This is a genomic window from Solibacillus cecembensis, from assembly GCF_050272495.1.
GTDB lineage: Bacteria > Bacillota > Bacilli > Bacillales_A > Planococcaceae > Solibacillus > Solibacillus cecembensis.
On the sequence record NZ_JBNNMF010000007.1, the window covers coordinates 82,269 to 109,167 of the forward strand.

At 39.7% G+C, this 26,899-nt stretch carries 28 protein-coding genes and 1 riboswitch; of the genes, 3 read left to right on the top strand and 25 right to left on the bottom strand.

Annotated elements, in window-relative coordinates; translation table 11 throughout:
* The first annotated feature begins 2 nt into the window (after window positions 1-2).
* Together ACQKIH_RS08035 and ACQKIH_RS08040 are read left to right on the top strand one after the other, a co-directional pair.
* Window positions 3-1,427 carry a LutB/LldF family L-lactate oxidation iron-sulfur protein gene (locus ACQKIH_RS08035; RefSeq protein WP_427764859.1) on the top strand — a complete coding sequence of 475 codons (1,425 nt, stop codon included), beginning with the start codon at window positions 3-5 and terminating at the stop codon, window positions 1,425-1,427.
* A complete protein-coding gene (locus ACQKIH_RS08040; RefSeq protein WP_427764861.1) occupies window positions 1,428-2,108 on the top strand; it encodes a LutC/YkgG family protein in 681 nt (226 codons plus the stop codon).
* A 71-nt stretch (window positions 2,109-2,179) separates the two neighbouring features.
* Here the strand turns inward: ACQKIH_RS08040 and ACQKIH_RS08045 are convergent, their stop codons facing one another.
* Window positions 2,180-3,379: an MFS transporter gene (locus ACQKIH_RS08045; RefSeq protein WP_427764863.1), complete on the bottom strand. Its 1,200-nt coding sequence runs from the start codon at window positions 3,377-3,379 to the stop codon at window positions 2,180-2,182.
* Window positions 3,380-3,513: 134 nt separating this feature from the next.
* On the opposite strand from ACQKIH_RS08045, the gene ACQKIH_RS08050 reads away from it, so the two are divergent.
* Window positions 3,514-4,215, top strand: a complete 702-nt coding sequence (locus ACQKIH_RS08050; RefSeq protein WP_427764865.1) for a YetF domain-containing protein — start codon at window positions 3,514-3,516, stop codon at window positions 4,213-4,215.
* On the opposite strand, the gene ACQKIH_RS08055 is transcribed toward ACQKIH_RS08050, so the two are convergent.
* The 24 genes from ACQKIH_RS08055 to cobJ form a co-directional block, all read right to left on the bottom strand.
* Window positions 4,199-4,897, bottom strand: a complete 699-nt coding sequence (locus tag ACQKIH_RS08055) for a CBS domain-containing protein (protein ID WP_427764868.1) — start codon at window positions 4,895-4,897, stop codon at window positions 4,199-4,201. The two genes, ACQKIH_RS08050 and ACQKIH_RS08055, sit on opposite strands and share 17 nt — an antisense overlap.
* A 163-nt stretch (window positions 4,898-5,060) precedes the next feature.
* Window positions 5,061-5,588: a histidine phosphatase family protein gene (locus tag ACQKIH_RS08060; RefSeq protein ID WP_057985419.1), complete on the bottom strand. Its 528-nt coding sequence runs from the start codon at window positions 5,586-5,588 to the stop codon at window positions 5,061-5,063.
* Window positions 5,572-6,639 carry a pyridoxal phosphate-dependent aminotransferase gene (locus ACQKIH_RS08065; protein ID WP_427764870.1) on the bottom strand — a complete coding sequence of 356 codons (1,068 nt, stop codon included), beginning with the start codon at window positions 6,637-6,639 and terminating at the stop codon, window positions 5,572-5,574. Before ACQKIH_RS08065 ends, ACQKIH_RS08060 begins: the two co-directional genes overlap by 17 nt.
* Window positions 6,596-7,567 (bottom strand): adenosylcobinamide-phosphate synthase CbiB, encoded by a 972-nt coding sequence (gene cbiB, locus ACQKIH_RS08070; RefSeq protein ID WP_427765007.1) that lies wholly within the window; start codon window positions 7,565-7,567, stop codon window positions 6,596-6,598. Before cbiB ends, ACQKIH_RS08065 begins: the two co-directional genes overlap by 44 nt.
* A 74-nt stretch (window positions 7,568-7,641) precedes the next feature.
* On the bottom strand, window positions 7,642-8,832 hold the full coding sequence (locus tag ACQKIH_RS08075; protein WP_427764872.1) for a CbiX/SirB N-terminal domain-containing protein: 1,191 nt from the start codon (window positions 8,830-8,832) through the stop codon (window positions 7,642-7,644).
* Window positions 8,829-9,521, bottom strand: coding sequence for a sulfite reductase (locus ACQKIH_RS08080; RefSeq protein ID WP_427764875.1), 693 nt, complete (start codon window positions 9,519-9,521; stop codon window positions 8,829-8,831). The genes ACQKIH_RS08075 and ACQKIH_RS08080 overlap by 4 nt, the downstream gene beginning before the upstream one ends.
* A 37-nt stretch (window positions 9,522-9,558) precedes the next feature.
* Window positions 9,559-10,542, bottom strand: coding sequence for an ABC transporter substrate-binding protein (locus ACQKIH_RS08085; protein ID WP_427764878.1), 984 nt, complete (start codon window positions 10,540-10,542; stop codon window positions 9,559-9,561).
* Between the two features lie 15 nt (window positions 10,543-10,557).
* Window positions 10,558-11,331 (bottom strand): ABC transporter ATP-binding protein, encoded by a 774-nt coding sequence (locus ACQKIH_RS08090; protein WP_057985409.1) that lies wholly within the window; start codon window positions 11,329-11,331, stop codon window positions 10,558-10,560.
* 1 nt (window position 11,332) lies between these two features.
* Window positions 11,333-12,340: a FecCD family ABC transporter permease gene (locus ACQKIH_RS08095; protein ID WP_427765009.1), complete on the bottom strand. Its 1,008-nt coding sequence runs from the start codon at window positions 12,338-12,340 to the stop codon at window positions 11,333-11,335.
* A 29-nt stretch (window positions 12,341-12,369) separates the two neighbouring features.
* Window positions 12,370-13,200: a methyltransferase domain-containing protein gene (locus ACQKIH_RS08100; protein ID WP_057985405.1), complete on the bottom strand. Its 831-nt coding sequence runs from the start codon at window positions 13,198-13,200 to the stop codon at window positions 12,370-12,372.
* Window positions 13,201-13,305: 105 nt separating this feature from the next.
* Window positions 13,306-13,482, bottom strand: a riboswitch (cobalamin riboswitch).
* Complete coding sequence (locus ACQKIH_RS08105) at window positions 13,458-14,939, bottom strand: cobyric acid synthase (RefSeq protein ID WP_427764883.1); 1,482 nt, start codon at window positions 14,937-14,939, stop codon at window positions 13,458-13,460. It overlaps the preceding riboswitch by 25 nt.
* The gene (locus ACQKIH_RS08110) at window positions 14,939-15,478 is read right to left on the bottom strand and encodes a cob(I)yrinic acid a,c-diamide adenosyltransferase (protein WP_057985400.1); all 540 of its coding nucleotides are present in this window, start codon (window positions 15,476-15,478) and stop codon (window positions 14,939-14,941) included. The genes ACQKIH_RS08105 and ACQKIH_RS08110 overlap by 1 nt, the downstream gene beginning before the upstream one ends.
* A 21-nt stretch (window positions 15,479-15,499) precedes the next feature.
* On the bottom strand, window positions 15,500-16,054 hold the full coding sequence (locus tag ACQKIH_RS08115; protein ID WP_057985398.1) for a nitroreductase family protein: 555 nt from the start codon (window positions 16,052-16,054) through the stop codon (window positions 15,500-15,502).
* Window positions 16,048-16,809, bottom strand: coding sequence for a uroporphyrinogen-III C-methyltransferase (gene cobA, locus ACQKIH_RS08120; protein WP_057985396.1), 762 nt, complete (start codon window positions 16,807-16,809; stop codon window positions 16,048-16,050). The genes ACQKIH_RS08115 and cobA overlap by 7 nt, the downstream gene beginning before the upstream one ends.
* Window positions 16,806-17,435, bottom strand: a complete 630-nt coding sequence (locus ACQKIH_RS08125; protein WP_427764886.1) for a precorrin-2 dehydrogenase/sirohydrochlorin ferrochelatase family protein — start codon at window positions 17,433-17,435, stop codon at window positions 16,806-16,808. Before ACQKIH_RS08125 ends, cobA begins: the two co-directional genes overlap by 4 nt.
* Window positions 17,432-18,790, bottom strand: coding sequence for a cobyrinic acid a,c-diamide synthase CobB (locus tag ACQKIH_RS08130; protein WP_427764889.1), 1,359 nt, complete (start codon window positions 18,788-18,790; stop codon window positions 17,432-17,434). The genes ACQKIH_RS08125 and ACQKIH_RS08130 overlap by 4 nt, the downstream gene beginning before the upstream one ends.
* Window positions 18,787-19,926, bottom strand: a complete 1,140-nt coding sequence (locus tag ACQKIH_RS08135; protein ID WP_057985390.1) for a cobalt-precorrin 5A hydrolase — start codon at window positions 19,924-19,926, stop codon at window positions 18,787-18,789. The genes ACQKIH_RS08130 and ACQKIH_RS08135 overlap by 4 nt, the downstream gene beginning before the upstream one ends.
* Window positions 19,919-20,701 (bottom strand): precorrin-4 C(11)-methyltransferase, encoded by a 783-nt coding sequence (gene cobM / locus ACQKIH_RS08140; RefSeq protein WP_057985388.1) that lies wholly within the window; start codon window positions 20,699-20,701, stop codon window positions 19,919-19,921. Before cobM ends, ACQKIH_RS08135 begins: the two co-directional genes overlap by 8 nt.
* The gene (gene cobI, locus ACQKIH_RS08145) at window positions 20,701-21,405 is read right to left on the bottom strand and encodes a precorrin-2 C(20)-methyltransferase (protein ID WP_057985386.1); all 705 of its coding nucleotides are present in this window, start codon (window positions 21,403-21,405) and stop codon (window positions 20,701-20,703) included. The genes cobM and cobI overlap by 1 nt, the downstream gene beginning before the upstream one ends.
* A complete protein-coding gene (locus ACQKIH_RS08150; protein WP_057985558.1) occupies window positions 21,402-22,598 on the bottom strand; it encodes a bifunctional cobalt-precorrin-7 (C(5))-methyltransferase/cobalt-precorrin-6B (C(15))-methyltransferase in 1,197 nt (398 codons plus the stop codon). The genes cobI and ACQKIH_RS08150 overlap by 4 nt, the downstream gene beginning before the upstream one ends.
* Window positions 22,573-23,709, bottom strand: a complete 1,137-nt coding sequence (locus tag ACQKIH_RS08155) for a cobalt-precorrin-5B (C(1))-methyltransferase (RefSeq protein WP_427764892.1) — start codon at window positions 23,707-23,709, stop codon at window positions 22,573-22,575. The genes ACQKIH_RS08150 and ACQKIH_RS08155 overlap by 26 nt, the downstream gene beginning before the upstream one ends.
* Window positions 23,684-24,358 (bottom strand): precorrin-8X methylmutase, encoded by a 675-nt coding sequence (locus ACQKIH_RS08160; protein ID WP_057985381.1) that lies wholly within the window; start codon window positions 24,356-24,358, stop codon window positions 23,684-23,686. The genes ACQKIH_RS08155 and ACQKIH_RS08160 overlap by 26 nt, the downstream gene beginning before the upstream one ends.
* A gap of 1 nt (window position 24,359) precedes the next feature.
* Complete coding sequence (gene cobK / locus ACQKIH_RS08165; RefSeq protein WP_427764895.1) at window positions 24,360-25,115, bottom strand: precorrin-6A reductase; 756 nt, start codon at window positions 25,113-25,115, stop codon at window positions 24,360-24,362.
* Between the two features lie 10 nt (window positions 25,116-25,125).
* Window positions 25,126-26,844 carry a precorrin-3B C(17)-methyltransferase gene (gene cobJ, locus ACQKIH_RS08170; protein WP_427764898.1) on the bottom strand — a complete coding sequence of 573 codons (1,719 nt, stop codon included), beginning with the start codon at window positions 26,842-26,844 and terminating at the stop codon, window positions 25,126-25,128.
* Window positions 26,845-26,899 lie beyond the last annotated feature (55 nt).

The window sequence follows — 26,899 nt, forward strand, 5'->3', positions numbered from 1 at the left end:
ATATGGCAATGAAAATTAGTAAAAACAAATTCAACGACCGGCTTTCCACGAATTTAGACAATGATTTTATGCGTAGTGCCGTCTCCTCTGCCCAGCACCGCTTTCAAACGAGACGTAGCACTGCTATTGAATCACTTGATTGGGAACAATGGCGCAATCACGGAGAAGAAATTCGGCAGCATGTTCTCGAGCATTTAGACTATTATCTATATGAATTAAGTGAAAATGTTGCAGCGCGTGGCGGGCATGTCTTTTTCGCAAAGACAGCAGAAGAAGCAACGAACTACATTACGAACATTGCAAAAGAAAAACAAGCAAAAAAAATCGTCAAATCTAAATCAATGGTCACAGAAGAAATTAACTTAAATACGCATTTAGAACAACTCGGTTGCGAAGTGATTGAAACGGATTTAGGGGAATATATTTTACAGCTTGATGACCATGACCCCCCGTCTCATATCGTGACCCCCGCTCTCCATAAAAATAAAGAACAAATCCGAGATATTTTTACTGAAAAGATTGGCTATACCGCTTCTTCTCAACCAGAAGAGTTAGCACAGCATGCACGGCAAATATTACGCCAAGATTATTTAACAGCAGATATAGGCATTACAGGTTGTAATTTTGCCGTTGCCGAAACGGGTTCGGTTTGTTTAGTTACAAATGAAGGCAATGCGGATCTTGTCGCGGCGCTTCCAAAAACGCTCATTTCAGTGATGGGCTTGGAGCGAATCGTACCAACTTTTGAAGAAATGGAAGTGTTAGTTAGCATGCTGACCCGCAGTGCTGTTGGGCAAAAGCTGACGAGTTATATTACTGTGCTAACGGGCATTCAAGAAGAGCTTGATGTCGATGGACCAGAAGAATTTCATTTAGTTATTGTTGATAACGGACGCTCATCCATTTTAGGCGGCGAATTCCAATCTATTTTGCAATGCATTCGTTGTGCGGCCTGTGTCAATGTATGTCCCGTGTACCGTCACGTTGGCGGGCACACGTATGGCTCCATTTACTCTGGTCCCATTGGTGCTGTGCTCTCTCCCTTACTTGGTGGCTATGATGATTATAAGGAATTACCTTATGCATCCACACTTTGTGGTGCCTGTACCGACGTTTGTCCAGTTAAAATTCCGCTGCATCAGCTACTGCATAAGCATCGGGAAGTAATCGTTGAACGCGAAGGACGTGCACCTATTAGCGAAAGCTTATTAATGCAGGCATTTGGTATGGGTACATCTTCTCAATCCATCTATCGTTTTGGCTCTAAGCTTGCGTCTACTGCTATGAAGCCTTTTACATCCGATGATAAAATTTCAAGTGGTCCTGGTTTACTCAAAAATTGGACGGATATTCGCGATTTACCGTCACCGAAGAAAGAACGTTTTCGTGATTGGTTTGACACGCATAGTAAAGGAGGGCGATCATAAATGATTAAAAACCGTGAAGCCTTTTTACAAACGATTGCAACACAGTTAGGCCGTTCTACGCCTTCCCTCACGAAGCCTGAACGTAATTGGAAACACCTACCTCAGCATGAAGTACTGAAGGGTGCTTCTGCGGATGAACTTGTTGAAATATTGGTAGAGCATTGCGCTAATATTCATACGACCGTTAAAATTTGTACACAATCGACCTTGAAACAGACACTTGAAGAAGCATTTGCTACATATAATAACGGACAAATTATCTATAGTGATGATGCCCGTTTTGAGCAGCTTCAAATCGAATCCTTTATCGCTGCACAGCAAAGTTTCAAATGGGATCCTACACAAGGTGACATGAACATCGAAATTGCCGAGCGTGCTAATATTGGGGTCGTTATTAGCGATATCACGTTAGCCGAATCCGCAACGATTATGCTACAATCCTCTGCACAACGCGGACGGACATTATCGTTTTTACCAGAAAACTCGATTGCCATTATACCGAAAAGCAGCATCGTACCACGCATGACACAAGCCGCCCAATTTTTACGCAAACAAAGCCATGTTGCTTCTTGCGTTAGCTTTATTACGGGTCCGAGTAATTCAGCTGACATTGAAATGAATTTAGTTGTTGGCGTACATGGACCTGTGCGCATGATGTATATTATTGTGGAGGATGTATAGTGCCCTACCGTTATTAAACGTTAAACCTAAAAACACCGAGTATCAAGATTTCCCTTGGCACTCGGTATTTTTTAGTGAGCTACTTTATCTTTTGGCAGTAAAAACGCAACAAGTAACAATAACGGCAATATGGATACCGCAATCATCGTAGGACGAATGCCGAATTGGTCCATAAAACTCCCAATGACCACAGAGCCAATTGCGCCCATCCCAAACGCTACCCCAACTGTTAAGCCTGCCATTGTTCCGATTTTAGATGGGACAAGCTCCTGTGCATATACAACCGTCACCGTGAAGCTAATCATAATAAGTGACCCAATCGCAATTAAACTAACAACGACAAGTGAAATCGGTAAATATGGCAATGCTAAGCACAATGGAATTGGTCCGACAACGGAAATTAAAATCGCGTTTTTTCGACCGATTCGATCGGATAATGGTCCACCAAAAAACGTCCCAACCACTCCGAACGCCATAAATAGGAAAATTAATAATTGCCCAAATTCCACTTTAATCCCGTATTGTTCAATTAAATAAAACACATAGAAACTCGTGATATTCGTAACATAAAATGAACGTGCAAAAATAACAACGAGCAATAAGCTTAGCGCAATACCGACTTGCTTTTTCGTTAATTTTGGCAACGAAGACACAAGTACTTTCTTCACTTTCGATAGTTTTTCTTCTTCAAGCTGACGTTTATACCATGCTGCAATTTTTGATAACATAAAAATTCCGATCGCAGTAAATATTAAAACAAGCGATACGCCATTCATTCCAAACGGCAAAATGATAAACGCACTTAATAATGGCGCTAATGCTTGCCCAGTATTACCACCTACTTGATAAATTGACTGTGCGAGCCCGCGTTTATTCCCCGCCGCCATGAATGATACGCGGGAACCTTCTGGATGGAAGATCGCTGAACCAATGCCTAAAAAAATGACAGACATTAAAATCATCCAATATTTATCGACGACAATTAACAGCGACAACCCGATAAATGAACTGACCATCCCTAACGGCAACGCATAAGGAAACGGTTTTTTATCGGTCATAAAGCCGACTGCTGGTTGCAATAGACTCGCAAATATATTTAACACAAAGGTAATCATCCCTAGCTGTGTAAAGGTTAACCCTAAATCTCTCTCTAGTAGCGGAAACATCGCCGGAATGACTGATTGCATCGTATCGTTAATTAAATGACAGACACCTATCGCTACCATGACAGGATAAACCGGATTGGATTGCTTTGCGGTTGTAGTAGACATTTCTTTCATATCCTTTCAATTTTTCAATTACATCTCGGCTCAATTGCATCCCTATTTAGAATTGTAGTGAATGGAGATAAATTGGTATAGTTTCATATCGATCCGACCATCATATCGTTTAAAGGAGTGATGAAATGGAGCTTAATTTATTTGAAATGCTCATCCGTACAACTTTTGCTTTTTTTGCTATTTTACTGCTTGCACGAATTATTGGCAAAAAACAAATTAGTCAGCTGACCTTCTTCCACTACGTAACAGGGATTACGTTTGGCTCAATTGCTGCAGAAATATCCGCACAAGCGGAAACCCCTTTTTTAGATGGATTGGTTTCTTTAATATGGTGGACTGTATTAACTATTTTTGTTACTTATTTAACATTTAAATCAAGTAAGGCACGCGTTTTATTTGATGATCGGCCAATGATCGTTATACAAAGTGGCGTTATTTTAAACGACAATTTAGAAAAGGCACGCTTGCATATGGATGAAGTAACGATGCTTTTACGCGAACAAAGCATTTTTTCACTCGATGAAGTACATCATGCTATTTTCGAAACAAACGGGGAATTAACTGTTCTAAAAAAACCCCTAATGCGTGAGGTAACAAAAGAAGATTTAAAAATCGCCTCACCCGCACCTCAATATATGCCAACCGAACTCGTTTCCGATGGTAAAATTATTGTAAAAAACTTAAATGAGCTTAATTTGACAGAAGACTGGTTGCTAAAAAAATTATCGAAAAAAAATATTCATTCTGTTGAAGATGTTTATTATGCGCAAATTTTAGAAAACGGCTCCCTGTACACTAGTATTAAAAATGCTAGTCCACCTTCATAATGTCAATCGGTGTTACAATACCTAATAACTTTTGATGGGGCTTTCCGTGTTCTGTAATAAGTAAAGCTTCAAAACGTCGGCCTCGCTCAACCCCTTGTTTAAAAATTTCCTCCGCCTCATAAATTGTCATAAAGCGGCTAATAAATTTATAGTTTCGGTTATTATTTTCATATTTCAAAATATCTTCTAGTGTCGGTGTGTGCTGTGGTAAACGTGCCCCAGCCATCGACGTTGCTAGCCAATTCGTGACACCAACTGTCGTGACTAACCCTTTAAATGCATGATTTTCATAAACCGGAAATTGCGTATATTTTTGTTTCCGAATCGCCTTTAAAATATGCTGCAGCGAATGGGTCGTTTGAAATGTGAACACGCGCTTTTTAAATAATTGACCGACAAGCTTAGGTTTCGTTAACACTTCATCAATATGTTCGATTTTCTCAACAACTTCTATATGTGGTTCGGCAATAACATATTCCATCGACGTTCGATTATGTACAATCGCATTTCGTAAATCCGCATAGGAACGTAAATCGTCTTCGTATTTTCGAACAAGAGGGCTTTTCTTTTTTGCCAAGTCAATTAAACGATAAAATGCGATAAAATCCTTTGCTTCAGCAATCTCCCTCATTGAATGATCAATGCGATTGAATGCCGTTAAAAACCGATCTGAATTTTTCACGTGATCTCCTCCTCACATTTTTCAACAACTTTCGACTAACTTTAATTATATATGATTTTCTGAATATTTGAATAGATTCCAATGATGTCGTTCAGCTAAAAAGGACACATTCCACGTAATTGTGAGATGTGCCTTTTCCTATTGTTTAGCAAAAATTTACCCTTTAAAATGTAACCGTCTCACAAGTAGCACCAGTCAATAAATATTTCCACAAATTTTCGTAACCTTGGTTTTTAAGCGCTATAAAAAAACAGGCAAGCGCTACTCCATGCGAAACGACGGCAATTTTCCTATATGGTAAATAATCTAAACTTTCATGAAACGCAAGCATGCGAGACGTCACTTGTTGAAACGATTCTTGCGTAGTTTGTTGAAACAACTGCGGTGAATTCGTATAACAATTATATTGGCCATCATTTTGCAGATTACTTATTAGACAACCTTGCCAATGTCCTAGATTAATTTCACGCAAGTGCTCACTTGTATGAATGGCGCTGTTCGGGAACATATATCGAGCGGTTTGAAACGCTCGATTCAAATCACTACAAAATACAATTTCCGGTTCCCATTGCACTTGTTTTGCCTGTTGAATCCCTTGCTCCGTTAGCTCTGAATCCAACCACCCTTGTAATCGTCCTTCTTTATTCCATTTTGTTTCAGCGTGACGGTAATACTTAATGATTTTCGACATAATTGATTATCTCTTCCTTACACTTTGCCCATATCTCTTCACTTTTTACGGCAATTCGGAACCACTCTCCATCTAACCCAACATAATTTTTCGTGTGACGTAACACAATGCCACGATTCAACAAATGTGAAAAAAACGCATCGGGATTAAGCCTATTTGGTAATTTAAATAAGAAGAAGTTTGCCGAGCTATCCGAAATCGTACACCCTAAACCTTTTAATACTACACTCATGCCCTCTCTTAAACGCCCACTTTTCTCCCTAGATTTCTTTACAAATTGTTGCTCTTGTAAACAAATCGAGCCGAGTTCAATCGCAATATTACTCACATTCCAATGCGGTAAGAAACATCGTAATTTGTCTGCTTGCTTCCCAATCACATAACCTAGTCGAACTCCTGCAAGCCCAAACATTTTTGTCATCGACCGCAACACAAATAAGTTCGTATATGTATTTGTTAATGCAACAACACTTTCCGCTTCATCTGTCCAATCGATAAAAGCTTCATCTATAACAAAGTCACAATGCGGATACTTTTGTATTAAATCCTCAATCCATTCCTTTTTTAATAAAACACCCGTTGGATTATTGGGATTGCATATGTAAATAGCTGACACACGCAATAATAATTCATTTAGTACCTGTTCATTAAAACGGTAATGGCTAATATCATTCGAAATGATTGAATGAATCGTACAACTTTGCTGTTGCAATGTTCTTTTGTACTCTGAGAAAGAAGGTTCTAATAACGCAATATCTTTCCCTCTAAAAAATTGCGCTAATGTCACTAACCCTTCTGCCGCGCCATTTGTTACAACAACATGTGATTTTTGAACTTCGTGAAAATCCGCGATATCCGTATAAAAAGGTTCTGCTTGTTCATTAGGATAAGTTGCTAATTTAGTGAGTAAACTGGGCCAATGTTCTTTAATCTTCTCAGGAAACCCATCCACATTAACGTTTTCACTTACATCGATTACTTCTTGCGGCATTGTAATACCCGTTGCTTTATACAACGCCGATGCATTCGCCCCATGTGAAGGCAATAACATATAGTATCCCCCCTATTAATAACAGCCACCACGTACAAACATACATGTGTTTAATTACTAAGTTAATATGCTGTTTTTGCATCGTAAAATGAGATTCACCCATATACGCACGAAATGCTTCGACCCCACCATAGCGATTGTACCCACCTAAACGAATGCCTAATTGCCAGGCAGTTGCTGCTTCTAAGTAGCCACTGTTCGGACTGGGGTGTTTCTTCGCATCTTTTAACCAATTTTTCAATCGGAATATTAATGATTTATTCATATATTTTTTCGTAGTTATTAGTAAAATAAAGCCCGTCATACGACTTGGAATAAGATTTGCGAGATCGTCTAACTTTGCTGCTACATATCCAAATTGTCCATATCGTTCATTTTTATAGCCTATCATTGAATCTAACGTATTAATTGCCTTGTAACACCATGCACCCGTAGCACCAAAACAAAGCGCATATAAAAGTGGTGCGGTTACACCATCACTCGTATTTTCAGAAACAGTTTCAACAACCCCTCGAACAATTTCGGGTTCATCTAAATGGGCAGTATCACGTCCCACAATCCATCCTAATTTTTCACGAGCTTGAACGATATCGTTATTGTTCAGTGCATCGTAAACAATCATTGCCGCTTCCTTTAATGATTTTTGAGCGAGCGCTAAACTAATTAACGCTATTTCTACAACTACCCACAGAAGAAAATGAATTTTAAAAGCGATAAAAATGATGAAGAAAGTTATAAAAGTTGTCATGCCTACCGTTAATAAAACTGTCATCAAACCTTTAAACCGTAAGTAGCTCCCATTGTTCAATACCTTCTCTAAAAAAGAAATGAAGCGTCCTATATAAATTACGGGATGGGTAATTTTTTTCGGCTCCCCTAAAATCAAATCCATTAGCACCGCTATTATGCAAATAAAATATAAAATAATGGATTCCCCCCTTTAATTTGCTCGCAAATTATAAATACCGAAGCAACTTTGAATATTCGCTTCGGTACATTTTATTAATGATGGTGTTCATACCCATTTTCTTCAACATATTTGCGGAAGTTTTCTAAGTCTTGCATACCTGTAGATGTGCCATCAATCGTTTGTTGTAATCTTTCTAATAGGACGTTTTGCAATTTTGGATGATAACCAAAATAATTCGCAATCGTAATGTCAATGTCCGGGTATTGTTTAGAAAATTCCGTTGCCATATGTGACATGCGTTTCATTAAAATACCTGTGAATAAAAAGTAAGGTAACATAATGATCCTTTTAGCACCGCGCTCCATGCACGTCTCAATACCTTGTTCTACAGTTGGTGTTGTGACGCCCATAAATGCCGTTTCGAAAATCGGTACATCAATTTGCCCGGCTAATCTATGTGAAATTTTATAGAATTCCTCTTTTGCCTCAAGATCGCTACTACCGCGCGCAATTAATAAAATAGCTGTATCTTCATGTTTAGCAGCTGTGTCGAATCCAACTTCTTGCAGGCGTGATTTTAAAATCTCAAAAATTTCATCATGAATGCCAATTGTTTGTCCATATGTAAAACGAATGTCTGGGAATTGTACTCTTGCTTCCTCAATTTCCGCTGGAATATGAAGCTTTGAGTGTCCTGCATGTAATAAGATGATTGGAATCACATGAATTTCATCTGCACCCGCCTCAATACATGCTTGAATCCCATCATCAATGTTTGGAGAGGCAAATTCTAAAAAGCATGATTGCACGATATATTGTGGGTCAATTTTCGGTTCCATTCGGCTAACAAATTGACGAACTTCCTCATTTCCTTCTTCTAAACGACTACCATGTCCCACAAATAAAACAGCCTTATGTTTCATCCCTTTACGTTTTCGGTATTTATCAAGACCTTTAATACGCGATTCGCCACGAAGACGCTCTCCATCTTGCAATGAGTAAATAATATTTTCTTGTGATACATTTTCATGCACGATTGCACGAGCAGTTTTTTCCTCTTGAACGGAATACCATGTGCCTTTCGGATAATCTATGACTACGCATTTATCTTTACAGCGCCCGTTACAACGTGTGCGAGAAGTATGAATTACGTCATCTAGCTTATTTCCCTTAATTTCATCGCGGATTTGCTGCGTTACTTCTTCTGCACCAGCCCCCATACAAGTCGCCCCATTACAAATTAAAATGTGACGTTGCATCGGCGTTAAATTCCAAGTTGTCATGACCAATCCCCCTTTAATTGTTGTTGAATGCTTTCCTTTTCCTTCTTAATGAAACGGAAAAACTTCTCCACCTTGGATGTATTGTAATGAACTAATAGCTTTTTCACACATTCAATTATGTATTGCTCTGGTATATTTTTAGCTAATAGTTCCCCAGAGCTTGCAAGTCTTCCCATTGGTATCGCACCGCCGTAAATATCAAATTTCCCCTTATGATAAATTATCGCTAAATCATCCTGGACAGCATTATAGCAGGCGAGTGTACATGCATTAAATCCAATCCTTACTCGCTTTTTTAGTGGCATTTGTTCAATTTCTCGCAATAACTCTTTTGCAATTGGTAACGCCGCTAATTCATCTCCATCACAAAAGTCACAACATTTCATAATGGCACTTGGAGTAGGTGGCACTACATAGAGCTCTACATCGGTTAATAGTTGCATTACTTTATCAAGCATTTCTTCATGTACCGATACGATAAAGCTATGACCAGCTGAATATTTCACAGCACCTTCATCCGCTAGTTTTGCTAATACATTCAGTTGAGCACCCGTTAAATGTTTATTAATAATACCCGGTCTAACCGTTAATGCGATAAAGGGCTCTGCTGCTTTTAACGTTGCAAATGTTTTAGTAGGCATCGGTAATTGCATTGCCCGCTTAAAATTTTGACGTACGTATTGCTCCATGTTTGTACCACCTTCACTATTACTAATTTTTAAATCTTTAATATGAATCCGGATATAATCCTTCTGCTAAAATTCCTAACGCCTCCGCTACACGTACACCTTCAGAAGCTGCAGATAGTGGGAGAACCACAAAATGCTCATTTTGAACAGCTGGTGTTTGGCTTAATGCAGGATCTGCTTTTAAGAACGCTATTTTTTCTTCAGCCGTTGTTGAACCGTAGTCAATTACGACAATCGCTTCTGGTGCACGTTCAACAGCATCCTCTTTCGATACAGTTGCCCAGTTTTTTTCGATATCACCAAATACATTTTTCCCACCAGCCATTGTCACTAATGTATTCATAAAGTTTTGCGTTGCTGTAAACACTTCTGTATCTCCACTATCGAAAACAAGTACATCAATCGGCTCTTCATTTGCAGGTAGTTTTTCAGTAATGGCTTCAATTTCCTTATTCATTTCTTCAATTAAAGCTTCACCACGTTCTTCCACTCGGAAAATAGAAGAGATATTTCGAATATCGGTATAAATATCCTCTACTGTCGGACCCACTTTGATGGATGAAGATTGTAAATAACTATTAATACCAAGTTCTTTTAACTCTTCACGTGACATTACATTTTTAGGGTTAAAGGCACTTGCCCAACCGCCGTAAATAAAATCAGCCTCACTTGCAATAATTTGCTCCTTTGACGGATTGCGCTCAGCTAGTACAGGTACTTCTGCATACGCCTCCTGTAATGGTTCATAAATTTCATCATCCAAATAAGATGTTCCAATCATTGAATCTTCTAAGCCTAACGCAAGCATAATTTCTGTTACATGCTGATTAATTGTAATCGCGCGTTTTGGTACTTCTGTATACTCTAGCGTCATGCCTTCGTTTTCAATTGTAAGTGCCTCAGCTGTTGCCCCAACACTTGCCGGTTCTTTTTTCGTTTCGGGCTCTGTATTGTTACACGCTGTTAAAATTAGCAATGCAGTTAAGGCTAAAGATGCCCACCAAAATTTTTGTTTTTTCATGATATTCTCCTTCGACTAGCTATTTGATTGTTGTGTATAAAAAAATAAGTGGAGCTTGTTTGTAAATGGATTCTTTGAAACACCAACATGGACGCGGAAAACATCCCACATGATTTGTTCTGTAAAAACCTGCGTTGGTGTACCTTGTTCATATAAAGTGCCATCTTTCATCACAACCACTTCATCGCAATAAGCTGCAGCTAAATTTAAATCATGTAACGCCGTAATAATCGTGATAGGTAGATCCTTCACTAAATCCATTAAATGTAGTTGATGCTCAATATCTAAATGATTGGTCGGTTCATCTAATACTAAAATTTTCGCCTTTTGCGCTAATGCACGAGCTAGCATGACACGCTTCTTCTCACCACCAGATAAATGGACGAATGTACGATTTGCTAAATGCTCGACATTGGAAAGTGCCATACATTCCTCGACAATTTTAAAGTCTTCTACATTGTCTGAGCTCAACCATTTTTTATATGGTGTACGTCCCATCATGACTAAATCCTTTACCGTAAAATCAAAAAGCACCGGGGATTCTTGACTGACAACAGCCATTTGTTGTGCCAGCTTTTTTGGAGAGATGTCCCAAATCTCCTTTTCATGCAGTGTCACACTGCCTGATGTTTGCTTTAAATGACGGTAAATCATTTTTAACATCGTCGTTTTACCACTGCCATTTGGTCCAATGATGCCGATGAATTTCCCTTCTTCAATGGTGATAGACAAATTACGCAAAATCGCTTTTTCTGCTATAGAAAATTCTAGTTCTTGAAGTTGTATCATTTTATTCCCCTTCTCCAAATGCGTAGCGCTGACGACGTAGCATCCAAATAAAGAATGGACTACCACAAAGTGCTGTAATAATTCCAATTGGCATTTCTTCTGGTGCAATCGCAATACGTGCGCCCATATCCGCCCACACGATAAAAATCGCACCTAATAATGCACTTAACGGTAGGACAACTTTATAATTTGAGCCAACTAGCATTCTGGCGATATGAGGTACGATTAATCCAACAAAGCCAATACTCCCACTAACCGCTACGACAACTCCTGTTAATAACGACACGATAATAATGATAAATATTCGAAAACGCTCGATATTTATCCCTAGTGTTGCGGCCGTTTCCGTACCGAGTAATAATGCATTCAGTTGGCGATAGCTTAATGTTAGTAATGTAAATACGATGACGAATACAACTGCGGGAATTCCGATATTATTCCATTTTGCTCCGCCTAGACTACCTAGCATCCAATGCATGACAGCTTGAATGCCCCCTTGCTCCTTTGACATCATCAACATAAAGTTCGTTAGCGCACTTAGCACCATTGAAATAGCGACACCTGAAAGAAGTAAGCGAATCATCGATGTTCGTCCACCAATGTGGGCAAGTAAAAAGACAATACTAACAGCAACAATTGCTCCTAAAAAGGCTGCAAATGATAGCGCATAGACACCAAGAAAGCTAAATGCACCGAGTAAAATAACCGATGTGGCACCAACAGAAGCACCAGATGAAACACCTAAAATATATGGGTCTGCAATGGAGTTTTTCACTAACGCTTGAATAGCTGCACCACAAATTGCAAGTGATGCACCTACAATCATCGCGAGGAGTACACGCGGTACACGCAACTCCATAATAATGATTTGCTGGGCATTCGATGCGTCTGTAGACGATATAATCCCAAGCTTATACAAGAGCACCTCTATAATGAGTGCTGGTGTAATCCCTACAGAACCAACCATGATTCCACCGACTGCCGAACATAGTAAAATAATAAAAAGCATCACTAGCCAAACGTAAAAATTCCTGTTTTTCATAACTTTACAGGCTCCCAACTAATAATCGCCGCGTAAAACTTATGACGATAGACAATTTCCCCGTTTTCTTCTGTTATAAAGTTTGCAAGTGCTGCCTTTACATCCTCTATCTGAAATGTGTCATTTAAAATCTTCTTACTTTGCGCGGTATATAATGCTTCATATGTGTCATAGCGATATGTACGTTCTAGTGGGAGCATTTCGCAGTCTGCATAAATGCCCAGCTGATAAAGCATATTGACAATTCCAATATAATCACGCCTTGGATATTTAATTTGATAACCGTAGTGTTGATCGAGTACTACATAATGAGGTTGAATTGGTCCTGTTGTTAAACCGATAATGACACGCTTTTTCGCTAAGTCATTCATCTTCAATAAAGCTTCATTCATTTCGTAGATTCGGTAATAACAATTGACGCCCATAACAACATCATGCTGTTCTACTTCAGCATCTTCCCATTTTGCACGGATGTACTGTACCCCTTCATCCCCTACAAAATATTGTTGTAAATATTGGAGAACACTTTCTGAACCATCTACCAATGTGAGCTTTTCAACATCTTCTCGTAGTGGAAAGGTGTAATTTCCCCACCCTGGACCAATTTCTAAACACGTCGCATTATCAGGTATATGTTTCCGCATTTTTTCATAAATCGGCTTCGTATGGGCATCCGTTTGACGATAAGATTTTTTTTGCATAGATTGCGACCAAAATGCTTCTTCTAATGCATCATCAATCATTCGTTCAGGCATTTCACCGTGCCAATTATGCATGCCTTCTTTCCATAACTTCTCAAAATCAATGTGTAAGGGTGACCCTTTCATTTCAAGAATCTCCTTTCTTATAAAATGAAAAAACGTATAAATCAAATCATTTATACGTCAAAAAGCCATTATGTATTGCATAGTGGCTCTTATACTCCCGTAAGAACAATAATCCTTTTATCAGCAGGTATCCTGACTTCACATCCTAAAGTTTATAGCCCTTCCCGCAAACACTTTGCAGTGGTATCGCTACAACTCTCCGCTTCACAGTGGCGGGTACCGTGGTGACTTTTCATCACTCTTCCCTTTACGTATTGCTACACTGATAAATGTATTAAGTTGTATACTTTCTTCATATTTAAATGCTGACGCACATGTTCATCTAACAGTTCATAAGCCTGCTCACGACGATCCTCATCTGATACAACATCCTCTGCAACTAATTCCAGATCTTTTTCATTGCGTATCCGATTGAAATAATCGCGTGTAAAATGACGATTTTGGAAAATACCATGTACATATGTACCAATAATTTGTTCCGTATAAACACCGTCTTGGCGACCATCATCAAAAGCAATAAACGGCGTAATTTCTTTCGTTGCTACACTGCGACCTAAATGAATTTCATAGCCTTTCACATCATGACCTGTTACGGTTTTCCCCTGCACTTGAACGGTTTGCTTATCTGTAACGAAATGCGTCTCAATTGGTAAAAGTCCAAGTGATAAATACGTGCCACCACTTCCTTCAATCGCAGACTCATCGCGAATGACTTCGCCAAGCATTTGATAGCCGCCACAAATTCCTACGACTTTCCCACCTTTTTGTGCATGCTGTAAAATACCTTGTGCTAAACCATTTTCTTGTAGCCATAAAAAGTCTTCCACCGTATTTTTAGTACCTGGCAAAATAATGACATCCGGATGCTTTAAATCTTTTAACGAAGACACAAAGCGCGGTCCTACTCCTGGCTCCTCAAATAATGGATCAACATCTGTAAAATTTGAAATACAAGGTAAACGAATAATCGCAACATCTATTGCAAACTCTTGCTGCTGTGGTTTTTTTAATCGTAAGCTCGATAGCGCCATCGAATCCTCCGCTTCAATTTGTACATCCACATATGGAATAACACCTAAAACAGGAATTCCTGTATAGTTTTCAAGCCATTCAACACCACTATCAAGCAATTCCTTCATCCCTCGGAATTTATTAATAATCACACCTTTAACTCGAGCACGTTCCTCATCATCTAAAAGTGCTAACGTGCCAACGATTGAGGCAAACACACCGCCACGTTCGATATCTGCAACTAAAATTACGCTCGCATCGGTTTCATGTGCCATACGCATATTGGCAATATCACGTGCTTTCAAATTAATCTCCGCTGGACTCCCTGCACCTTCTAAAACTAAAATTTCATACTGTTCACTTAGACGCCCGAGTGATTTACGTATTTCTGGCATAACATTCTCTACAAATGATTCTCGGTATGAAATAGCATCCATATTCGCTAAATGCTTCCCATGTAAAATCACTTCAGATATCATATCCCCTTTTGGTTTTAGGAGGATTGGATTCATATCTGTTGTCGCGTCGATTTTAGCAGCTTCTGCTTGTACACCTTGGGCACGACCAATTTCACCGCCACTTTTCGTAATGTATGAATTCAACGCCATATTTTGTGATTTAAATGGTGCCACTTTAAACCCATCGTTCGCAAAAATCCGACAAAGTGCTGTACAAATGACACTTTTCCCAACATCTGAGGACGTCCCTTGAATCATAATTGCTTTCATTAAAATTCAAGACCTTTCATTGCTTTGACGTCTTGCTCCTCGTAATAATGTTTTGTCGCATCAATTGTCGAAACTAAATCTGCCATTGCAATAAGTGATGGGTGAGCGGAACGACCTGTCACAACTAAATGCATCGTCTTAGGACGGTTTTGAATCGCTGCTAATACCTCTTCAAGTGGTAAAACATCCTCAACTGGAAAACGTGTAATTGCCAATGCATTATTCAGTTCATCAAGTACTAATAAATCAATCGAATCATCTTGTAGCACTTCTTTTACTTGTGCCCATGCTAACTTTAAAGCTTCTCGGTGCTCTTCAGGTGTTTTTGTCCAAGTAAAACCAATCCCAAGTTGAACCGTTTCTACGCCTAATTTGCGTAAAGCAATTTGTTCACCGTACGTGCGTTCAGGAGATTTAATAAACTGGAAATACTTTACCTTCATGCCACGTCCAATTGCACGCAACGTTACACCAAGTGAGGCTGTTGTTTTTCCTTTGCCATCGCCTGTATAAACGAGTAACATCCCTTGTCTCGCCATCGTCAATCCCCCCTTATCCTTTTATAACCAAGTTGTTTTTTCAGCAAATGCTGTACGCTTTTTCTCTGACGTTATCGATTCAGCTGGATAACCGATACACAATGTACCTACTAGCTGTTCTTGCTCACTTGCACCGATATAAGCATGAAGCGCAGTATCATGTACTAGACCAACACCTCTCGTACGCCAAACCATACCTAGCCCTAATTGTTCTGCCATTAGCCACATCGACATAATTGCACTACTTACCGCAAATATATTATCTTTCGTGGCCCCTTCATCCCCTTCTACAATGGCTGAAGTAACCGCTATAATTAATGGCGTTTTTGTAATGGCTTCCATCGAACTTTCAACTAAATGAGGCTTTGTTGGGAAACGTTTTTCTAGAAAATTAAGTGCGACTTGCTCATAACCTTTTAAACTAGCGCCTTGCATAACATAAAAATGCCACGGCTCACGCATGCGGTCATTCGGTGCATATGTAGCAGCTTCCAATAGTTGCTCAATTTTTTCTCTTTCAACTTCGCGTGCTTCAAATTGACGAATTGCTCGACGTTTTTTTAGTGCATTTAACATGTTTGATGCTCCTTTTCAATGAACCACTTTATATCTTCACGCACATTGACAACATCCCCAACTAAAATCATCGCCGGATTTTGAATCACTTCCTGCTCAATTTGTTTGGAAATGGTTGCTAAAGTGCCGATAATTGTTCTTTGTTTATCTGTAGTGCCCCATTCAATCACTGCAACTGGTGTTTCGCTTCGTTTCCCATGTTCGATTAAACGTGCTGTAATATGTTCAATATTGCCAACGCTCATATAAAAAGCGACCGTATCAATATGGCTAAGTGCGCCCCAATTTAAAAAATCATTCCCTTTTTCTGCTCGTCCATGACCTGTTACAATAGCAAAACTTGTCGCATAGTCGCGGTGCGTTACGGGAATTCCTGCATAGGCCGGTGCTGCGATACCTGCTGTAATACCAGGTACAACTTCATAATCAATATTTGCCTCGCGTAATACAGCTGCTTCCTCTGCACCGCGCCCAAAGACAAATGGATCTCCACCTTTTAGACGTAAAACCGTATGCCCTGCCAATGCTTTTTCAACTAATACACGATGAATCTCATCTTGGATTAAGCCGTGCTTTCCTGGTTCTTTACCGCAATAAATTAATTCTACTGTTTCTTTTGCATGTTCAAGTAATACAGGATTTACTAAACGGTCATATAAAATGACATCGGCCTGCTGTATACATTCTAGGCCTCGAATTGTTAATAGTTTTGGGTCTCCTGGTCCAGCTCCAACAATAAATACTTTTGCGCTCATTGTGAATCTCCTAATCGTTGTTGTAGCCACTCCTCACATTTATCTAGGCGGCCTTCCTTTACCCATTCTAATAACTGTGGCTCTAATAATTGTGTTAATAATTGTGCTTTTTCATCGCCATCAAAAGTTGTTAAAATGCGCTGACGAGCTTGTCCTAAAAATGCGACGTACTGTTCGTAAAAATCACCGTATTGATCAGCTAATTGCGCCTTAACTTGACGCGTTAAACGTGGACTTGCACCAGAAGTCGATACGGTTACGATAAAATCACCACGTCGTACGACTGCTGGATTAATAAAATCCACACGTCCTTTTGCATCAGCACGACTAAGTAATTGCCAGTGCTGCGTCGCTTCTTCAACTGCATCATTCACTTCTTGATTATTCGTCACTGCAAAAACTAAAGCCGCATCATCCAAATCTGCTGGTTCAAACTCTTTTTGCTTCCATGTAATCTCTTTGCGCTCGACATAAGCTAAAAGTTCTTCCGTCATCGTAGGACTCACTACAATAATGTTCGCTTTTGCAGGAAATAATGCTTCTACTTTTTGACGCGCAACATGCCCACCACCGACGACAACAACTGTTTTATATTCAATATTTAACAATAAAGGAAAATAACTCATCCATTGACCTCCAAACATTTATCCAACCAATTTTGTACAAGCTTTGGGTTTGATGCAAAATGGAAGTGTGTATAACCTGCAACTAAATTCCCGCTTAAATAGCCTTCTTGCTGTGCTCTAAAACGCCCTTTACTAAAATATGCAGGTGTTTCATGCTCACCTTCATACGTCGAATAATGGAACTCATGCCCTTTTGCTTGCTCATCTTCATGAATTAAGAAGTTGCCTTTAACACCTGTAATTTCACGGTAACCTAGTGCAGCTAACTTCTCTTGCATTTTAACGTGCCCTTCAATAACACCGAGCATTTCATACGTTTCACCTGCACGATTTGTAATGCTTTCTGTTAAATACATGTAGCCACCACATTCCGCTAAAGTCGGCAATCCTTGATTAATTGCTGCACGAATCGATTTTTTTGAAGTTGTGTTTTCACTTAGCTTTTCTGCAAATTCCTCTGGGAAACCCCCACCAATATATACACCTTGTGCTTGCGATGGCACTCGCTCATTATTTAGTGGTGAAAAGAAATGTAACTCAGCACCATACGCTCGTAAAAGTGCTAAATTTTCCTCGTAATAAAAATTAAAAGCCGCATCTTTTGCTACGGCAATATGTACAAGCTGTCGATTCGGCTGCTGTTCAAAAATAGTAGTTTCCACCGTAATGACTGGAGCCTTCGTTATTTTAAGCAATAAATCAAGATCAACTGTTGCTTCTATCGCATTCGCTAACTCTTCGAAATAGTCATCTAAATCACCACGTTCAATGGCGGGTACAAGCCCTAAATGACGACTTGGCATCGTTGGAACTGCCCCTTTTAGTAAATAGCCAATTACCGGTATATGACACTCCGCTTCAATCGCAGTTTTGACGATATCATAATGATTTTTGCTGCCTAGTTGATTGACGATGACTCCAACAATATTGGCGTTTTCATCGAGCATTTGAAATCCTTTTACAATCGCTGCTACACTACGTGCCATACTTGCAGCGTTCACAATTAAAATAACTGGGCTATCTGTTAACTCGCTAATATGCGCCGCTGAGCCTTCATTAGATAGTGGCGATTTTCCATCATAAAAGCCCATAACGCCTTCAATAATACTGACATCCGTATCACAGCTAGCGCGGGCAACAATATCGCGAACAACATCATGTGCCATCATAAAACTATCGATATTTCGAGAAGGTCTTTTTGTTACCGCTGTATGATAAGTCGGGTCAATATAATCTGGTCCGCATTTAAACCCTTGCACAGATAGCCCTCTTTTCATGAGCGCACGCATAATACCGATTGTGAATGTTGTTTTACCCACGCCACTACCTGTACCCGCTAGAACAAATCGATTCATTGTATATCCTCCTCATCAAAAGAAATACGCGCAACTGAAATTGTTGCATTGCTACCTTTCTTTTTCTCTAGCAACCACTCGTTCGCCTTCGCATACCGCAGCGCTGCAGGCTCACATACACCGTAAGCACCTGTATACTTAAACACTTTTTCAGATGGATTTTTTAAGGGCATTTCATTTAATTGTTCCGGCGTATACGTAATAAACGCCCAATTGTTTTTAGCTGCCACTTGTAAAAAGCCTTCTTCATCCTTTTTAAGGTCGATTGTTGCAATAGCTTTCACGCTTTTTTTACTTAGCTTTAGCTCGACTAACGTTTCCTCAATGAGTGCCTCAATTTCCTCTGCTGATGTACCTCTATTACAGCCCATCCCTAATACAAGTGACTTAGGTCGGTAAATGACACCGTTTTGTAGTAGCGCTTCTTCATGTGATTCAATAAGGCGATCGGTAATGAGTAATGTCGCATGTGGATTTACTGCGAGCGCTTCTTCCGTTGAAGGATATAACTTTAACGTTTCGGGCATCGGTGTATCGTGCATCCACCAGTTTTTTTCCCCTGTTTCCTGCACGATTGCCACATGCTCTTCATTGACAACGGAAGCACTTACTGGAGTGAGCTTATCTTCTGCATCCCAAATCCAACCAAATTTTGCACCAAATAAATCAACAGGAATTGTTTTTTGAACGTCTGAAGCAGTTGTAATAACAGGTTGCGCACCAATTGCTTTAGCAAATTCATGCGTTAATGCATTTGCGCCGCCGATATGTCCAGAAAGTACGCTCACGACATACTCTCCTTTATCATCCACCGTTAGCACAGCTGGATCTTGCTTTTTATCTACGAGAAGGGGGGCGATCATTCGTACGACCGCACCAAGTGAAATAATACAAATAACCGCTTTATACTGTTGAAAGAGTGCTGGTAATAATAAACGAACCGTCCCATCAAACAATTGAATATGACGCATCGATTCGTCCCCACGCTCAAACTTTTTCATATAATAAACGTCTACATAAGGGAATTTTTCAGCATAGCTACGCGCATTTTCCACGCCATGTTTTGTAATGGATACAAGGGCATATGGCTTGCGTTTATCCACTATCGGGATGACGCCTTCTTGTAAACTAATCATCTTCCTTCACACCTTTACGGAAACCATGTGTAAATGTTTTATCGTATAATTTCGAACGATAATCTTTTTCATGAATATTAGGATCAAGTGCCCAACCAGCTAAAATCATCGCATGTTTGCGAATGCCGTTTGTACGCATAGCTTCATCCAGTTGAGATAATGTTGTACGAACAATTTTTTGGTCCGGCCAAGAAGCACGTTGTACAACCGCAATTGGTGTATCATCCGCCCAACCCGCAGCTTGAAATTCTTTCATTATTTTTTTCGTTAACGTTGCACTTAAAAACATCGCAATTGTACTATGATGACTTGCAAGTGCTTGTAATTTTTCACGTTCAGGTACAGGTGTTCGTCCTTCTGCACGTGTTAAAATTAATGTTTGTGTTAAGTCTGGTACCGTTAGCTCCGCGCCAACCGCTGCTGCTGCTGCAAATACTGAACTGACACCTGGCACAACTTCATAGCCAATACCTTGTTGTTTTAATAATGCCACTTGTTCCATCGTTGCACCGTACATCGCTGGATCTCCCGTATGTAAACGAACTACTTCTTTACCAGCATTAACGCGTTCAACAATGCAGTTCACCATTTCTTCTAAATGCATGCCCGCCGTACGAATAACCTCAGCATCTGGATGCGCCTCAGCTACTAACTTTTCACTTACTAATGAATCTGTATACATAACGACATCTGCTGTTTGTAACAATTTCAATCCTTTTACCGTAATTAAATCTGGGTCACCAGGACCTGCACCAATAATCCATATTTTTTTCATTATTTTCGCACCACCATACAAGATAAATAATTGAGCTCTGCACCACGTAACTCTTCTACATCCCAAATAATTTCTTCATCAGATGTTACTTTTGTAACGACGTGCGTGCCATATAGTAAATTCATATCCTCTAATAGATCGAGCATATCCTCTAAGACTTTCGCCACTTTAATAAACACGACTGCATCATGTGTTTCTAATACGCTACGCATTTCATCCATGTCCTCTGTTGCTGGAATCATTGCCACACGGTCGTTACCATCTGCAAGTGGGATACCTAGACGATTTGCTGAGCCGTTGAATGATGAAATACCTGCTACTGTTTCCATTTGAACAGCTGGATATTTTTCCTTCATCAGCTTCATTAAATGAATAAATGTACTGAACAACATCGGGTCACCCTCTGTAACGAATGCAACATCCTGCCCTTGTTCTAAATATGTATAGATCGCCTCTACTGACTTTGCCCACTCAGTGTTTAATGTTTCTTCGTCTTTTGTCATTGGAAATACAAGACCAAGCATATTTTTTTCTGCTGGATTAATGTATTCTTCGACAATACGATGTGCATACGATTTGCTCCCTTTTAATTTTTTCGGGTAGGCAATAACAGGACACTCCTGTAATTTTCGGAAAGCTTTTACTGTAATTAATTCTGGATCTCCAGGGCCAACGCCTAATCCATATAAAATACCTAATGTCATTTGTCCGTTCCTTTCTGTGCCGTCACAATAAATATTGGGTTTAATGGTTCAAAACGAGTTAAATTTAAAATCGGTTTACTCCTCGAAATTTGAGCTTGTAAAACCGTTACAGTGCACCCTAAGTTTTTCAAATACTTCATCGCATCTGCTAAATTTTCAATCGTGGCGATGTTCATTACTAATCGACCATCTGGTAATAAACGCGTAATACAAGTTTCTAATAAATGCTCCATATTACCGCCATTACCACCGATAAAAATCGCATTTGGATTTGGAAATTCATCCAAGCGTTCTGGTGCTTTACCAAGAATTGCTGTGAAATCTGTTCGATGCTTCGCTTGATTGAGTAAACAGTTTTCTAAGTCGCCCTCATTTTTTTCAATGGCAAATACCGCGCCTTCACGGGCAATTTTTGCAGCTTCTATCGCAACCGAACCTGTACATGTACCGATATCCCACATAATGCTATCTTCTTGCAGCTGTAGCTCTTGCAAACAAAGTACGCGAATCTCCTTTTTCGTAATCAAGCCTTTTTCTGGCTTCCGTTGATGGAATGCTTCATCAGCAATACCAATTGCACTACGCTTAACCAACCCGCTTTGTTTTAAAACCACAACATTTAAAGGAGAAAAATCAGCCTGTTCCATCTCATCTAACGTCATAAAACGACAGCACTCATTTTCCCCCTCTAAATTTTCAGCGACAAACGCTTCGTATTCCGTCATACCGTAATGTTTCAAATACGTTGCAATTGCTTGCGGCGTATTGTTGGCATCCGTTAAAATCGCAACCTTTTTTCGTCCATCGATTTTTTGAGTAAAACCTTTTATCGAACGTCCATGTAAGCTAACGATATAGGCATCTTGCCAGCTTTCCTGCATTTTTGAAAAGGCTAGCTGCACAGAGCTCGTATACGGGTAAATTTCTAATGGTAGTTTTTTTGCTAACACACCACCTAGTCCAAAAAATAATGGATCACCCGACACTAAAATAACAACATTGCGCGTTTCCTGCTGTAATTCATCAACAAGCTTTGACAAACCACCTTTAATGATTTTCTTTTCTTTATTGAAGTGTGGGAAAAACGCTAAATGGCGCTCCCCTCCCACTAAAACATCACAGTTATTAATCCAGTCAATATATTGTGGCAATAAACCATTTACGCCGTTATCCCCTATACCAATCATCTTCATGCAATTTTTCAATATTCTCAGCCTTTCCTAAACAATCTCCGTTCATGGCATACAGACTTGTTGATACACTAATTTGTGTATTCATATGTGCCAATGCATAGTAGCAGCAATTTTTACATAAGGCTTCAAAAAAAGCTTCATTCCCTTGTAAAATTTCGCCTACTTGAGAAGCTGTATTTGCTGTTAAAATCTCATTTAATAGCGGTTCTTCAACACCACTGTTTTGTGCAATATTTGCTAGAAACTCGAAACTAATAGGCGCACTTTTTGAATGGACCATCATAACGCCTTGTGCCACTTTCGAAAATTTCCCCATCATACCAACGAGCGATACTTTCGAGAACTTCTTACGTGCAATATGCTTCAATGTAAACCCAACGAAATCCCCCATCTCAATGAAGGATTCCTCTGGTAAATCAGGATATTGTTTCATCGCGTATTTTTCACTACGTCCGCCTGTCGTTATAACAACATGGTCGCACCCTGCTTCTTTCGCAACATTCAGTGCCTGAACAATACTCGCCATATACGCTGAGTTGGAAAACGGAACGACCGTACCACGTGTACCTAATATTGAAATACCACCAAGTATACCTAAGCGTCCATTCAATGTTTTTTTAGCAATTTCTTCTCCGTCTGGTACTGAAATAATTACTTCAACACCCCGTTCAAGCGCGTATGTGTCAATTGCTTCTTGAACGACACCTGTAATCATTTTACGTGGTACAGGATTGATCGCCGCCAGCCCTACTGGTACTGGTAAACCAGCTTTTGTTACACGCCCGACACCTATACCACCATCTAAATGGATCCCTGGGACGTCCGTTAAACGCACAGTACTTTGTATACGCGCTTTATGTGTTGCATCTGGATCATCCCCAGCATCTTTAATCGTTTCACACATGATGGCATCGCCTTGAATTTCACTTGTCTCTACTTTAAATGTCGCAAATTGCCCCACCGGTAAAAAAATCGTGACCTCATTAGGAACTTGACCAGTCACAACTGCTTGTAAGGCTGCTTTGGTCATTGCTGTAGCACACGAACCTGTTGTGTAACCATACCGCATTTGTGACGGGTCTTTTTTATTTCGCTTCGTTTGCTCGTTCATCAGCCATAATTGAGATAGCGTTTAGTGCTGCTACAGTCACTGTACTGCCACCTTTACGTCCTACATTTGTAATAAATGGAATACCTTCTAATATCGCTAACTCTGCTTTTGATTCCGCTGCCGATACAAAACCTACTGGCATACCGATAATTAAATCCGGTTTCGCTAATCCTTCTTTAATTAAACGAATTAACTCTAGAAGTGCAGTCGGTGCGTTACCAATGGCATAAATACCACCTTCTTGTAATTTCGTTGCTTTTTGCATGGAAATAATCGCGCGCGTCGTTCCAATTGATTTCGCTTCTTTTGAAACATCCTCATCGGCGATGTAACAGTGTAAATCTCCACCATGTTTTTGGAATCGTTTACGCCCAGAGCCACTTTCAATCATTTGTACATCTGCAACTACATGACGACCTGCTAAAATCGATTGAATCCCTGCCTCGATCGCACCCTCTGTAAAAATCATGCTGCGCCCTAATTCAAAGTCTGCTGATGCGTGAATGACACGTCTTACTACTAGCCACTGTTCATCTGTAAAATTGTGCTCGCCCATCTCTTCTTTAATAATTGCAAAGCTGTAATCGTAAATTTTATCTGGATCTACCGTTAAAGGTACGAAATCCATATTAAAGTTCATATTTGCCATTTTAAATTCCCCCTAGTTTCTGAATAACTTCCTCAAATGTTGAACATTGATTGATATAAGTGATTTTTGGTCGTTTAATTAAAATTACAGGAATATTTAATTCCAATGCGGCATCCATCTTTTCATCAACAGAACCGACTTTTCCACTTTCCTTTGTAATAACAAGCGTTGTCTCATATTGAAGATACAGCGCTGTATTTAACTCTTTTGAAAATGGACCTTGAATCGCGATAATGTCGCGTTGCTTCACGCCTAATAAATCGCACTTCTCCATATTTTCTTTGTTTGGTAGCATGCGACAAACTAAACGGATGGAGTCATTTAGCAAGTACTTCGTAAATGTCGCAAGTGTTTTACTACCTGTCGTCAACATCACGGTTCCTTTATGCTCACGTGCAATAAGTGCCGCCTCTTCATATGTTTCTACTTCAGCTATTAACGGATTCACATACTGTTGTTGCGGGCGTTCGTAACGAATATAAGTTAACTTACATTGCTCTGCTGCGGCCATTGCAGTTTTTGATGCTTCTTCTGCATAAGGATGGCTTGCATCAATGACCGTAGTGACACCCTTTTCATTAATAATCGTAGCCATTTCCTCGGTTGAAAGACGCCCTACATGATGGGCAATACCCGCCTCTTCCAAGCTATTTGCTGCGGAATCTGTCACGACTGTTGCTAATAATGAATGCCCTTTTTTTTGTAGCTCAATGGCAAGTTCACGTGCATCGCTCGTCCCTGCTAAAAATAAAATCATGCCACTCCTCCTAATCGCCACATGGTGCTTCTTCTACTTTAATTTTGCAGCTCATGTCTTGATATGTGAAATGAGCAATTTTCTTCACGCGCTTAAAGTATTTAAAGAAGCGCTCATTTGGATGTGCATGTTCTTTATATTCTTCAACAATTTTCGTTAATAATGGGATCAGTTCATCTGGCTCTAATCCTTCTGCAACGGGTTGGGCTGCATGTGCTGTTCGACCAACTGGCTTGGCTCCAATAAATAGATCAAATTTCTTTTTACGATATACAATGCCAATATCATCAAAAACCGCGCGATAGCAAGCCATTCCACAACCATTAAAGCCAACATGAAGTTCCTTTGGTAGCTTCAAACCGCCAAGCGTATCCATAATTTCCTCAGCATATGGAATCGATTCTGCTTTCTCTCCATAACAAAAATCACATGCCTTTATATTTAAAACATCCCCCATAGGCAATACGTACAATCCTGTTTCACGCAATATTTCAACAATTTTTTCTGGCGCTTCAGTAGGAATTTTTACATGAAAACGATGATCTGGTGTATATTCTAACGTTCCATTTTCCCCTACCACATCCGCAAGTACCTTCATTTGCTGTGGTGTAATTATTTTATTTGCGACACCTGGCGAAACGGCAAATTCAAAAATCGATTCGATTGCTTGCTGTACTAAAAAATCTGTTTTCACAGGTTCGTTTGATATACAAGCTAATGCCATTCTAGCCATCTCAAGTGCTGACTTTTTCTCCGGAAGTTTTTGAAGTTTTGTTGGCACTACTGGCACTGGTTCTACAGTAGTTACGCTCACTTCTTTCAAAGGCTCTATTTTAGGGTTTGGTCCTGCTTTAATTGCCTCAATTTTTTCATAGCCGGATTGCGCTTCTCCTGTTTCTTGATCAAGCGCCCACGGTTCTGCTTCTTTTTTCAAACGTTGATGCGGTTTCCAAACTTGTTTTTCATCACCAAGCGTATATTTTCTTTGATAGCCACGTGGTGTAATAATTTTATTATCGTAAAAGAATGTAGATGAATTCCCAACTACAACGGTCGTTAACATACCAATATCGTGATCTAACATTTCCGCTAAATTTGTTAAAACGATGTTCTGACTTTCTCGGTATGCACTTTTCACTAATCCTACAGGTGTATCAGGTGAACGATACTTCAGCAAAATACGCTGTGCTTCTGCGATTTGACGTGTTCTTCGTCCTGATTTCGGATTGTAAAATGCGATGACAAAGTCCGCCATTGCTGCCGCTTCAATACGCTTTTCAATGACTGTCCACGGTGTTAAGTGGTCACTTAAACTAATCGTACAAGAGTCATGCATAACCGGCGCACCAAGTAAGCTCGCACAAGAGTTAATCGCTGAAATTCCTGGCACAACTTCTACCTCAATACCTGTTGCTTCAGTCCAACCTTTTTCAATTAAAACCTCATACACTAAACCTGCCATGCCATATACGCCCGCATCACCACTTGAAATGACCGCAACGATATTTCCTGCCTCTGCCTGTTTAACAGCATCTTGCGCTCGTGATACTTCTTCGGTCATACCCGTACTAACAATTGTTTGCGCTGTTACTAAATGGCGAATTAAATCTACATAAGTTTTATAACCCATAATATGATTACTTTGCTGTAATGCATCTACGGCTCTTTTTGTAATATGTTCTCGATCTCCAGGACCAAACCCAACTACAAAAATCTTTCCTTTACTCAAGACATTCCCTCCTAATCAATTTCGCCTCGGCGTAATTGCGTCCAGATTTTTTTCG

Coding starts and splice junctions, on each gene's coding strand:
- ACQKIH_RS08040 (WP_427764861.1), top strand. CDS start 1,428: ATGATTAAAAACCGTGAAGCCTTTTTACAAACGATTGCAACACAGTTA.
- ACQKIH_RS08130 (WP_427764889.1), bottom strand. CDS start 18,790: ATGAATCGATTTGTTCTAGCGGGTACAGGTAGTGGCGTGGGTAAAACA.
- ACQKIH_RS08050 (WP_427764865.1), top strand. CDS start 3,514: ATGGAGCTTAATTTATTTGAAATGCTCATCCGTACAACTTTTGCTTTT.
- ACQKIH_RS08095 (WP_427765009.1), bottom strand. CDS start 12,340: ATGCTTTTTATTATTTTACTATGTTCGGCAGTCGGTGGAATCATGGTT.
- ACQKIH_RS08110 (WP_057985400.1), bottom strand. CDS start 15,478: ATGGCGAGACAAGGGATGTTACTCGTTTATACAGGCGATGGCAAAGGA.
- ACQKIH_RS08125 (WP_427764886.1), bottom strand. CDS start 17,435: ATGAGTTATTTTCCTTTATTGTTAAATATTGAATATAAAACAGTTGTT.
- ACQKIH_RS08100 (WP_057985405.1), bottom strand. CDS start 13,200: ATGAAAGGGTCACCCTTACACATTGATTTTGAGAAGTTATGGAAAGAA.
- ACQKIH_RS08135 (WP_057985390.1), bottom strand. CDS start 19,926: ATGATTAGTTTACAAGAAGGCGTCATCCCGATAGTGGATAAACGCAAG.
- ACQKIH_RS08085 (WP_427764878.1), bottom strand. CDS start 10,542: ATGAAAAAACAAAAATTTTGGTGGGCATCTTTAGCCTTAACTGCATTG.
- cobI (WP_057985386.1), bottom strand. CDS start 21,405: ATGACATTAGGTATTTTATATGGATTAGGCGTTGGCCCTGGAGATCCA.
- ACQKIH_RS08045 (WP_427764863.1), bottom strand. CDS start 3,379: ATGTCTACTACAACCGCAAAGCAATCCAATCCGGTTTATCCTGTCATG.
- ACQKIH_RS08090 (WP_057985409.1), bottom strand. CDS start 11,331: ATGATACAACTTCAAGAACTAGAATTTTCTATAGCAGAAAAAGCGATT.
- ACQKIH_RS08075 (WP_427764872.1), bottom strand. CDS start 8,832: ATGACAACTTGGAATTTAACGCCGATGCAACGTCACATTTTAATTTGT.
- ACQKIH_RS08035 (WP_427764859.1), top strand. CDS start 3: ATGGCAATGAAAATTAGTAAAAACAAATTCAACGACCGGCTTTCCACG.
- ACQKIH_RS08105 (WP_427764883.1), bottom strand. CDS start 14,939: ATGAAAGCAATTATGATTCAAGGGACGTCCTCAGATGTTGGGAAAAGT.
- ACQKIH_RS08080 (WP_427764875.1), bottom strand. CDS start 9,521: ATGGAGCAATACGTACGTCAAAATTTTAAGCGGGCAATGCAATTACCG.
- cobK (WP_427764895.1), bottom strand. CDS start 25,115: ATGATTTTATTTTTAGCAGGGACGAGCGATGCACGTGAACTTGCCATT.
- ACQKIH_RS08065 (WP_427764870.1), bottom strand. CDS start 6,639: ATGTTATTGCCTTCACATGGGGCGAATGCATCGGCGTTGTATAAAGCA.
- cobM (WP_057985388.1), bottom strand. CDS start 20,701: ATGAAAAAAATATGGATTATTGGTGCAGGTCCTGGTGACCCAGATTTA.
- cobA (WP_057985396.1), bottom strand. CDS start 16,809: ATGAGCGCAAAAGTATTTATTGTTGGAGCTGGACCAGGAGACCCAAAA.
- ACQKIH_RS08115 (WP_057985398.1), bottom strand. CDS start 16,054: ATGTTAAATGCACTAAAAAAACGTCGAGCAATTCGTCAATTTGAAGCA.
- ACQKIH_RS08155 (WP_427764892.1), bottom strand. CDS start 23,709: ATGAACGAGCAAACGAAGCGAAATAAAAAAGACCCGTCACAAATGCGG.
- ACQKIH_RS08150 (WP_057985558.1), bottom strand. CDS start 22,598: ATGAAGATGATTGGTATAGGGGATAACGGCGTAAATGGTTTATTGCCA.
- ACQKIH_RS08160 (WP_057985381.1), bottom strand. CDS start 24,358: ATGGCAAATATGAACTTTAATATGGATTTCGTACCTTTAACGGTAGAT.
- ACQKIH_RS08060 (WP_057985419.1), bottom strand. CDS start 5,588: ATGTCGAAAATCATTAAGTATTACCGTCACGCTGAAACAAAATGGAAT.